This is a genomic window from Rhodococcus sp. P3_B8 (assembly GCF_056402775.1).
This window is the reverse complement of record NZ_JBFUGT010000224.1, coordinates 1-10,766: the sequence shown is the minus strand read 5'-3', so window position 1 is coordinate 10,766 and position 10,766 is coordinate 1. Positions and strand designations below refer to the sequence as shown.

The window sequence follows — 10,766 nt, the reverse complement described above, 5'->3', positions numbered from 1 at the left end:
GTGATGCACGGTGCATCACCCACGACCGCCTTCGTCCAATGTGCCGCTGACTGACCGAATGCTGTCCATCTGGCCGGGGCTTTATGGAGTGCTCAGTACACCTTCCCTACCCGGCCCTGGGTAAGATATGGCGATCAGGTTGTGGATCACGGTCTGCCGCCCAGTCGAATTCGTTTCTGTCCCGAACGCTCGGACTGAGCGCCAACCATCATGACGCGGCGACCCGCCTCGCCTGTCACAATCCAACAGGCGAGGCCAAATTTCTAATACTGCGTGCAAACGTCTCGTGATCCGTCGAGCGGTGAAGCACCCTGGCGCACGGGTCAGCCTTCCCGCTAGACCAACCCGACGGGAAGTTGGGTGATCCCTTCAGTCAACGTCCCCTCCATCTCCGCCTGATCACCCCCGACCTCGTCTGATCAATCCATCGGGGTGATGCACGGTGCATCACCCCGATGCGGTCGGCTCCAGGGCTTGAGACCACAAATCCGAGGGCTTGAGCGAGTTCCAGTCGACTCGCCCAGCCGTCGCACATCCAGCGCCGTCAACCGCTAGTCCAGGATCGCCGGATGGCAATCGAACATGACTGAGGCCGTTGATTTTTCTAGCGATTTGACCGGGTACCGGTCGGCTTATGCATCCACTCACCGGTTGAAAGTCCGGCTCGGGAGTGCCAGCCGACGCGTCTCGACGCCACCGCAAAACTCCGGGTAGGTCATGGGACGAAACGTTTACGGGTGCACGTGACTTGGGTCAAGACGGCGGTCTGTGTCCGCCACCGCGCTCGTCGGCCGCAGACCGATCGGTTCCGCGTCTGACCGGCCTGTCGTAGCCAGGTGCATGGGCCCACGATATCGACCTCCAGCAGATCCGGACGGACCAACTCGCCGGCGCAACCCCCGACCTGCTGCACTAGCTACTGACGGTTCATCCACATCCTGATGAGGCCGACGCACGGTGCGGCGCCGACTACGGAACAACGCTCCGACGAGCGCGGCAACAGCCGGAACGGCTACCTGCACCACGGCTTCGACACCCTCGAGTAGCGATCCTCAAGCTGCGATCCGGTTCGTACTTCCCGGAGCATCTGGTTGCTGCGGCGCCGCAAGAGCGCCGAAAGGCACAGGCCACCGTGATTGTCACTTGCTACCTGCTCGGCGTCTCCACCCGGCGGACGGAGCGGCTCGTCGACACGCTGGGCACCACCTCGCTGTCGAAGTCGCAGGTATCGGTCATGGCCGAGGACCTCGACACCCAGGTCGAGGCGTTCCGCAGCCAGCCACTCGATGGCGGGCTTAACACGTTTGTCGCCGCCGACGCACTGGTGCTCACGGTGCGGGAGAACGAGCGGGTGGTCAACGTGCATACCCTGGTCGTGGATGTGACCTAGCCCGAGGACGGGGCCGGGCGGCTGGCGTTCTGCCGGTCCCTGGTCGCCCGCGGCTTGTCCCGGGGTGCGATTGGTGACCTCCGACGCGCACGCCGTCCCGGTGGTTGCGATCGGCGCTACCCTTCCGAGCGCTTTGTGACCGAGGTGCCGCCGCCGAGAAGCTGCCGAAGGTCGCCGATCACCTCGACGCCGGCCGGACCTGTTGGCACGTTCACCGGATTCCCCGAGCAGATCTGGACGAACAATCCGCAGGAGGACCTCCATAAGGAACTCCGCCGGACAACCGATGTGGTTGCAATCTTCCCCGACCGCACCGCCCGGATTCGGCTCGTCGGAGCGGTCCTCGCCGAATAACACGACGAGTGGATCGAAGAGCGCCGCTATCTCAGCCTGAACGCGCTGGCCCGCTCCCGCAGCGACATCCCACCGACAGCACCAGCGAGTTCACGAGGAGGTGACACCGGCCTTGACTGCCTTGCTCACCAACGAGTAGGCACACAACAACCTTCGTACACCACGCCCCGGGACTTGACCCGGTTAGACGAACGATGGACCAAGGACGCAACTAGACACGGCAATACAAACCGGCCACCGGCCCGGCGACGGTTGCGCCCGGCGCCAAGCTCTGACGCGCAGTGCAGGAGTGGGCCCATGCACTTGGACTGCAAAATCACGCTCGGCCACAGCGATCGCCATTCGCTGAGGGACCATGACGCCCTAAACCATCGCCTACGCAGCGCATGTACCTGCACCCAGGACCCTTCGCGAATTGGCTGCCCCAGAACTGGCCATCGGCCTCTGCCTAAGTCGATCATCAGTGTTCAGGTATGCGCATCAGCCTTTCGACGCTCAAACAGCTTCGAATTAAGGGCTTGTTTGCACCGCTCACGGTGGCCAGGAGTCGCCACGACGTGATCACGGCAACCGAGACGCGCGTCGCGGTCAGCGATGCGCTGACGGGCTTCCTGGGCCGCTTTTTGGGCCATCTCAGATGGTGAGGGACGGGACCAATCGATCTGAGTCAACCGCCACCGGAGGTATCCAACAGGCCTCTCGATATGTTGCGGCCAAATCCAGCCCCGCTGTTGGGTATCGCGCGTGAGCTCAGCGGCGATGTCACGCCCGGACCAGCGATTCCCATCAACGCCGGCACTCGCAAGGACTTCGCAGATTGCCCCAATGTGCCCAGCCGATTCGAATGCTGGTGCATGAACGAGCAGCTCTGCGGCTGTGCGCTGCAGGCCGATCGGTCGAGGTTGCTGTGCCAGGGACTTAGGATTCTTAGATTGCTGGCCCGCGCGCGCTTGCGCGCGTTTTGGTGATAACTCTCTAACAAGAGATAACAACTTAAATCCCCTGGAAGGGGATAGGGGGCCACGAGCGAGCAATTGGGGATAACTCGAGCGAGCCGCATTCTTTGAGCGTCGGACCTTCTTGGAGAGCTTTTTCCCCGCGCGTCCAGCGGCTATGACCAGGGATTTCGGTGATGTCAGCGCCCAAACTGACGCCGCACGACGTTGAATCCGCCCGTGATGAGATTCAGCAGCATACGATTCGTCAGCTCTCAGGTACCTCCCTCGTACCATCTCGCGGGCGACAGAAAGTGTCTGAAGTGCCCTTCTCGCGCGTTTTACAACTGACACGCTGACTCCGCTGCGGTGGGCGATCGTGTCCCGCGCGGCGCATACGCGCCGGCCCGTTGACCGCTCTGCGAACGAGGCCATGGTTACGGCCACGGCGAAGACAAACTCTGTGCTCACCTTGAATCGCCGGCAAACGTCACGTCCGGTGGTGGAGTTCAACACATTGCGGACCTGGAGCTGCCAGGCAGTTCGTCCGGTCCATGCTGGTGTTGAGGCTTGTCGGCCGGGATCGACGGGTAACGACCAGGACCGGCCACGCTGCTCGCTCTCTGCGTTGAGTCGCTCGATTTCATTGACCCGCTCGACAGCGGCCGAGACGAGAGCGTCCCATTCTGGGTCGTTGGTCGTAGAAACCTCGCCAACAGGGGTGATCTGAGCATGGTCGACGGAAGATGCGGCCGCTTGAGCCGCAGAATTGGGGTGCATGACGCGCCTTTCACGCGCCCTTAACCAGGTTGTTGCCGTGAGTCGCTGGCATCACCAGCAGGACATGGCTTACCCTGACAAGAGCGCACGGTATCGACACGACTGCTCGCGGGACTGCCAATCACAGGAGCGGTCGTGTTGGAACGGCCAAATATGGGCGGTGGGTCTCATCCGGAAACGGTGGGACCCACCGACGTTTTCGCTAGTGGAATCGACACCCCCTCACGGCATGCGTGAACGCCGGAAGGGCCGGCGACATGAGGTCTGCGTACACGGGATTGTCACGTTGGCGCTGAGATGAGACGTTGCGGACACCGATATCACGTCGTGTCGCGTGCGCACGACGAATCGCGCGTCCTATACTCATAGAAGGCAGACCTCCTCCCTTGCGTGGCGGTTTGTACGACGAGCGGAACCCCCGGAGCTGGCGAGCGAAGGGGGGTTTCGCCTTTTTTGGGCTCTGTTCAGCCCGTCATTGGCAACTCTTCCTGTCTGGCTTGCGCCGGAATCGCTGGCTCGTTCTCGAGTGCCAGCTGAACAAGCGCGATCATTCGATCGGTGATTGTCTTCACACGACCATCGTCAACCGGTGCGAGAATCCGGTCGGCGATCTCCGCGGGGAACTCAACCCCGATATGGCGAACGGCGACGTCGCGGGCTGGGCGCCCGCCCCGACTTTTCCGAGTTGTCATGTCTTAAATCCTGCTCTTTGGGTTTAACTAAACCGCGCAGCGACACGCCGAGTTAAATAAAACTCGAAAATGACGCGTCGGAACCTCCTCCAGGCGTGAATCTGGCTCCGAATCGTATGCGATCGCCACCCTGCCTACTGAAGAAATATTTGATCAAATCTTGCGGTTCGACCGTAGGCAATCACACCACCCAAGAAACGTCACGTGATGAATCAAAATCTGTGTGGTACAGCGATTTACGTACAATTACACTGCTTCGCGACAACAAGAGATCGAGAGCCGCTCACAACACCTTCCCACCACGGATGTCACCGACTCTCCCCATAGACGAATCTCTGACGTCGCAATATCCGCAAATTCGACCTCTTTGCAGGACTTCTGGCCCATCCGTTATCGGCGTGTCAGCGAAATAGAGAGAAAGCAATTTGAGCGAGACGTGGAATCGTTGGGACGAATCACAGCCCGACTGCCAAGGGTTCCTCGCACGAGTTGAATTCTGTGGCGCCATCGAAATGAGTCACCTCGCCTCGACGAGCTTCAATCAGGCGGGTGACACCGACATCCCAATTTGCCTTCTGCCGACGCGCTACACAGACCCACTTGGGACGAAGTAGTGGAAATGCGCACGATGAACGCCGCAACTCACCGAGAATCTTTGCCGGCCTCTCAACCATGTGAGCCGCGGCCATCTCATGGTCATCATGATCGACGCGGGTTCGGCTCTCGACCATCTTGACGTTCAGGTCTACGCGATCCTGACTTATATCGGGACGGCTACTATTTAGACGAGCGAACCATCCGCGATGTCTCGTGCCCAATACTGTTGAGCCCCCAACGCCAGAGACGCGGATTGCACTTCACGCAGCAAGCATTGCCGTCAAGGTGGTTGGGCTCGTCGGGTCCTCGTCGGCCTGGGCCGGGGCAACGAGTATCTGCGAAATGATCACTGGCGACCCGAGCACAAATGCACGACGCAAGTTCGATACCTCACGATTCAGTCGTCCGCCGAATTATCCAGTCAAGAGACGGGGAACTCGCGTGGACAAGAATGTATTCACCCCCCGACCGACGGCAAATTGTGAGACATGCAATCTGGCGGCACAGGAAGTTGTCGGGATTGTCGGTGACCGGCCGACTATCGCTTCGGGCGGGAGCGCCGCTAGCTGACGGAACGATACGCAACAGTAGCTGGGGCGGTGCGGTTAGAGGCGATACGAAGACGTGATCGCGTGGTCAAAGGCGGTTGGGCAGTCCCGGATTCGTTACTCGCGCCACTACTCGCGCAACTTCGTCAACATCCAGATCTCGACGGGTTGCATCTTTGGTCAGTTCAGCATTTAGGCCTGCCGGAGGCCGAAGATAGTGACGCCGACCCCTTCTCTGCGACGAATTGCGCGCCGCAGCGAATGTTGGTGCACCGGTCTTGGTCCCAATGGGGAATAGATGATGATGCACGGTGCATCACCCGGACGTCAGGTGATGCACCGTGCATCACCGAAAGCACCGACAACGAACGGACTGGCGCGCATCGGTCGAGCAGGCGACGAGCCAGCGCGACCGCGACTCCACCGCGGTGATGCACCGTGCATCACCGGTGGGGTGCCCAGCCCACCTCGCCCGGTGCCGAGACCTTTCGCCGTCACATCCACTTGCGGCTTGGAACCGGTTGTGTCACGCCCTCGGTAATGCACCGTGCATCACCGAGGGCATCGACAACAAACCCGCGCGCGTATCGGTCAAGCAGGCGATGAGCTGGCCTGACCGCGACTTCACTGCGGTGATGCACAGTGCATCACGGGTACGTGTGGACCTCGCGTCGATCAGGTGGATCGACCTGACCCGGGCCGGGGTGGTGTACGCCTTAGGTGATGCACGGTGCATCACCTGAGTTGGGTCCATCCTCAGGGTGTCGTAGTGTTGCGACTCCGATGCGATGGATTGGTGAGTTGCCGTGATTTCGCGAGGGGGTGACGACCGTTTCGACGGAGCAGGGACCATGAGGTCACTGAACACGCGTCGTCGGTTGGATACGCCTCAGCGTGTGGTCACGCCTTCCTTGTGCTCCAAGCCTGGACATTCCATTTATCGACGGGGTGCTCGACTTCGGCTCGATCAGCGCTGCGAGGCCGGATGCTCGGTAGCTGGGCTAGTTCCAGTCAACGTCGCTCGTGCCTCGCCGTAATGGGCGGCGAAGAATGCTAACCGTCTTCGCCGGAACCGGATGCGGCCCGTGTCATCGTTATGGTGCTCCGAGCGAGCCGGCCGGGTACGGACGTTGGCTGCATGGTGTGGAATTCGTGGGAAGTGCCCGATTCCTGTTGGAGCGGCCGTCAGTGATCCACTACCTGTGTGGCCCGCCTCCGTCGGAAATGAGGCCGGTTGGGGGCGGTGCCCGACCGGCCTGCGCCATCCGGGGCACTCGATGCTGGGTGCAGAACTGCTTCGGTGCGAGGTGAACCGGATCCGGGTAAGCATCCGAGGTTTTGGAGAATGGTGTCGGGCAGGAGAGGCAGCCCGCCTTCCTCTCCAGATTGCAGGATTGACCGGGTATCGAGCGAACGCCCAACGATCTTACGGAGGGCACGTACCTCGGCATGTATTCCACAACGTATCGAGTTTCTCGGCAATGTACCGGAACGGCTCGATGCAGAGGTCTACGCCTACTGCACGGGGACCTTCGCAACTTCCTCGGAACTGCCTTCGGGTGATGCACGGTGCATCACCCGAAGATGCGGGTGGATGCGCAACGTCGTGAGAAAGCCAATCTGGTTGAGATGTTCAATACGGGTCCGACACTTCCCGCTTCGTTATGAACGTGCAGATGGTGGACCACGTGTGCGACCAAAGAGAGACTGTCGGGGACTGAGGCAATTGCCGGGCCTTCGTGAGCAAATTGCATGTCGGGGCGACGACCCTAGCCCTTGCAGACGGAAATCGGGCAGGTCAGGAGTCGCGCGAATGAAGATTTACGTGTCCGTCTGGTCGCCGGTTATATATGATCGACCAAGTGCGCGCTGAGGTAGTCGCGTTGAGAACGATTCAAAACACTTCTACTGCAATGAAATTCGACGACGAAGAACCCGTGCTCCGCACCCGCCGATCACCGTGAGGCTGTAGCTTTGGACGTTGCCAGAGTTCACGCATCGGATGCGGATGGGCTCGTTGGCGTCACCGCGTCGCACCGTGGCCGAATCGAGCCGCTTCGAAGTCGAACCACGCGGAACCCCGCCGGAGCTGGCGGACGGCGGGGCCGCGACACCGGCAGTCGAGGATCGGTCAAGCAGCGCGAACCGTACTGGCTGAACAGGATTCAACTCACGGTGTTGCGACACCAGCGGCCTGCACATCGGGTCAGCCGGTGCAATCCAGATCGTATGATGCCGAAACCGCCGATCCCCAAGAGTGTGTCGTACGCCACGCACGATTTCTTGGGCGCTCACAGACGGCTCGTCGCGCATCCGGAACCCAGCCGAGCATGGTGAACCAATTGACAGCTGACCGCCTGTAGGCCGAGTGGCTTCTGCAGTTCAAAGCCACGTCCACGAACGTTTTTGCAGACCAATCACTTTCGTGCTCTCGCAACTCGATCGCTCTCAGTTACACGCAGAAGGAACGCGCGGTGGTCGCAGCAACGGCATCCTCACGTTCTTCGGCCCAGGCTGACCCTCGGTCGCGCGACGAAGATCAGAATGACCAACCGGGTGAATGCAAAGAATGACGATCTGCAAAGCGCTCTCGGCGTTACGGCCACACACAGCCGACGCCCTTCGCAGGAGGCATACAAGAAGCGGATGGCCTGATCCGCTGACCGAGACTCGGATCTGTCTGTGAGAGCGCAGGAGATCCAGGCCCTGCTACCGGCACGATCGCCGGTGGAGCATCGCCGATCAACCCCACGAGTGGTCGACGATTGAGGCCGCGACAGCCGAGGCGTTAATCGACCAATGTCCACGAGAGCGGCTGGGCCGCTGCATTTTCGGCGCCAGATTGGAGCTCGGCCCACACCGCGGCGGTTTCGGTCCGCGAGATCTTTCGAAACGGTGACGGCTATCCGGCGTGTATGGTGACCCGCACGTGAACGTTGTTGATGGTTTGGTCGCCAGATGACGCACGCGGTGAACCGAGGCTCTGACCTCGACCACGCCTTCACCGCCGACGTCCTGGCCGAGTTCACCCGCACCGGATGGCTCGGCGGGCGCACGGGGAGCTGGCACGGCCAGATCGCCACCGCACTTGCCGCCCCCCGCCAGAGGTGGCCCGGTGGTCGATTGGCGGGAGATCGTCGCCTCCCGGCGTGATGAGGCCCTGGAAACCCTGTCTCGCTCCCCGCATGACCCTCCACGCCGCTGCCGGGATGGTGCCGCTCGTCATCCGGGCCAAAATGGCCGCCGGCGTCGCACACGCGGTGCCGTGGGGAACCAGCCTCGACGGCCTCCTCGCCTCGGAGATCCGCGAGAACATGAAGGCTGTTTCCAGGGATGCGGGCACCGACTATCCGCCCTACCGTATCGATACCGTTCCGGAGGATCTGGAGCTGCCGCTGGCCCGCTGCCCCGGCGACGGCGCCGACCGGTGGCATTGGGCAGCGACATTCGCCTACCTGGAGGACGAGGTGCCAGGCCCGCACGTGCAGTACTGGTCCGCCCGCCCCGACCAACAGGCCCTGAGTCAGATGGCGGTCGAGTTGCCGTCGCAGGTGTCCGAACGGCAGGGACGCTACCGCTCCCGGGTGATGCCGCTCCCGCTCACGGTGTGCCGCACCTTGGTGTGGCGTGCGGTCGGCGACCCGGCTGCAGTCGCCGCACTGCTCGAACCCATCATCTCGATCGGGAAGAAGTGCGGCAGCGGGCACGGCCACGTCTTGTCCTGGGAGCTCATCGAACACCCAGCCGCCGATTCGTGGGCGTTCGCGCACCTGCATCCGGACGGCAGCCTCGGCCGCACTATCCCCGCTGTCTGCCTGCACCACGGGGAAAAGGTCCGTATGGGTGGGAAAGGGTGGATGGGGTTGCGCCGCCGTACATGCACCCATCCCGTCGCACACCGGTGCTACTACCAGCGACCTGACCTGAATTCAGAAGTGAATCTGGTCCGACCGCCACCTCGCCCGTCACCGATGCGAAATGGCACTGGACTGCCCTCGGGTAACCGCCGACCAACTGCGAAGGGCTGGCTGTCCGCAGTCTGCTTGCATTCTTGCTCGCATGGTTGCGAGCAAGAATGCAAGCACGTAGGTTGATGGCCACGAGCAGTAGTTGCTCGCCGTGGTAACCGAGACCGATGACTCAGTGGCCTGGTCGGTACACCTCAACGCGGAAAGGACAACTCTCGATGCCCAATCCCCGTGGTTCTCAGAGGCCCGAGGGCGCGTACATGCCACCCGTGCTGTCGCCTGCCACCCAAGACTCCCCTCCCGGAGGGAAGGCGACTACACCTCCTGTTGCCGCCACGCTGGAGCCCTTATCGCGAGAGGACAAGGAGGCCCTGAATACTCGCGTGCCGGCGAGCACTGCTCGGCGCCTGAAGTGGTTCACCAAGCACTACGAGTACACGGTCACCAATGTCGTCGATGTCGCGCTGCAGGAACTCTTCGCGCGCCACGGCGTTCCCAACATCGACTCAAACGGCGAGATCGTCGAATAGATGAACCGGGGAGGGCGATCGATGACGGGTGAGGACCAGTACGCGCTGTTCGAATTCGATGACGCCACTTCAGAAGTGGACGAAGATGTTGTTCCCCCCGAATCCATCTCCGACGAACAGTCGGACGGCGCCGAAGAAATCTCGACCGCGCAACCTGCCGAGGATGATCGTGACACAACCAACCCGCCGCCGTGGGAGAGCCTGCCGGTGGGTGTCGAGGCGGATGAGCATGCGCTGATCGTGACCGCCGCGGGAACGTACACACCGTCCGGGCGGGAGTTGACCGGTCCGGTCGATTCGGTGGAGAAGCTCGACAAACTGGTTCGCTGGGCTTCCTTGAAGCCGTTGGGTGCGCCGCCGCAGGTGTGGATCGTCGGCCAGGGCGCGTGCGAGGCGTTGGGGTGGGTGATCGACCCGGGCAACGAAGAGGACTTCGACGACATGGAGGCACTGCGCACCCGCGCCGCGTCCGAGCTGACCGCGGTCCTGCAGGCCGCCCTCACCCCGATGCTCAGCGCYGGGTGGGAGTTGCGCGGCGATCCGGGACACGTGGTGCACCTGTCCCGCAGCATCGGCAAGTTCACCTCCATGGTCGATGTGGTGATCGAACCGTACGTGTGGACGTACTGGAACAAGGACTTCGGCTGGAACAACCGGGTCGGTGAGATGGGCATYCTCGGCTCACCSACSGCCGGAACGTATCTCCCCGACGACGACCTGCCRGCCGCSCGYGARYTSGGYCGMCGGTTGGCGTGGTCCGCGAAACACCTCGGCGTACTGCCCGGGCCGACACCGGCSCGCACCGGCGCCGCGATCCTCGACAAGATCAAGCGCGAACGCACCCGATCGGGGAAGGGCATTGTGGTGGCGACCGCCGGCCCGGTACCACCGCTCGATGGTGCTCCCCGCAAGGAGCTCGAACCCGCGGTCGGCTGGGTCCGAGTGCCCGACSCGGAGGATCTCGACGGTGTA

General features: G+C 62.1%; 5 protein-coding genes and 2 pseudogenes. 6 read left to right on the top strand and 1 reads right to left on the bottom strand.

Annotated features, from left to right (window positions below; genetic code table 11):
• The first annotated feature begins 853 nt into the window (after positions 1–853).
• Together AC1D1G_RS34460 and AC1D1G_RS34455 are read left to right on the top strand one after the other, a co-directional pair.
• A pseudogene (locus AC1D1G_RS34460) lies at positions 854–1,883 on the top strand (transposase).
• A gap of 334 nt (positions 1,884–2,217) precedes the next feature.
• On the top strand, positions 2,218–2,388 hold the full coding sequence (locus tag AC1D1G_RS34455) for a hypothetical protein (RefSeq protein WP_317571566.1): 171 nt from the start codon (positions 2,218–2,220) through the stop codon (positions 2,386–2,388).
• Between the two features lie 1,535 nt (positions 2,389–3,923).
• On the opposite strand, the gene AC1D1G_RS34450 is transcribed toward AC1D1G_RS34455, so the two are convergent.
• Positions 3,924–4,151, bottom strand: coding sequence for a hypothetical protein (locus tag AC1D1G_RS34450; RefSeq protein ID WP_005262432.1), 228 nt, complete (start codon positions 4,149–4,151; stop codon positions 3,924–3,926).
• A 4,115-nt stretch (positions 4,152–8,266) separates the two neighbouring features.
• Here AC1D1G_RS34450 and AC1D1G_RS34445 point away from each other — a divergent pair.
• The 4 genes and pseudogenes from AC1D1G_RS34445 to AC1D1G_RS34430 all read left to right on the top strand — a co-directional run.
• The gene (locus AC1D1G_RS34445) at positions 8,267–8,449 is read left to right on the top strand and encodes a hypothetical protein (RefSeq protein WP_477955586.1); all 183 of its coding nucleotides are present in this window, start codon (positions 8,267–8,269) and stop codon (positions 8,447–8,449) included.
• Between the two features lie 32 nt (positions 8,450–8,481).
• Positions 8,482–9,390 (top strand): hypothetical protein, encoded by a 909-nt coding sequence (locus AC1D1G_RS34440; RefSeq protein WP_477955584.1) that lies wholly within the window; start codon positions 8,482–8,484, stop codon positions 9,388–9,390.
• Between the two features lie 257 nt (positions 9,391–9,647).
• On the top strand, positions 9,648–9,794 hold the full coding sequence (locus AC1D1G_RS34435; protein WP_016880599.1) for a hypothetical protein: 147 nt from the start codon (positions 9,648–9,650) through the stop codon (positions 9,792–9,794).
• 21 nt (positions 9,795–9,815) lie between these two features.
• Positions 9,816–10,766 (top strand): annotated as a pseudogene (locus AC1D1G_RS34430) (hypothetical protein); the annotation flags it as partial.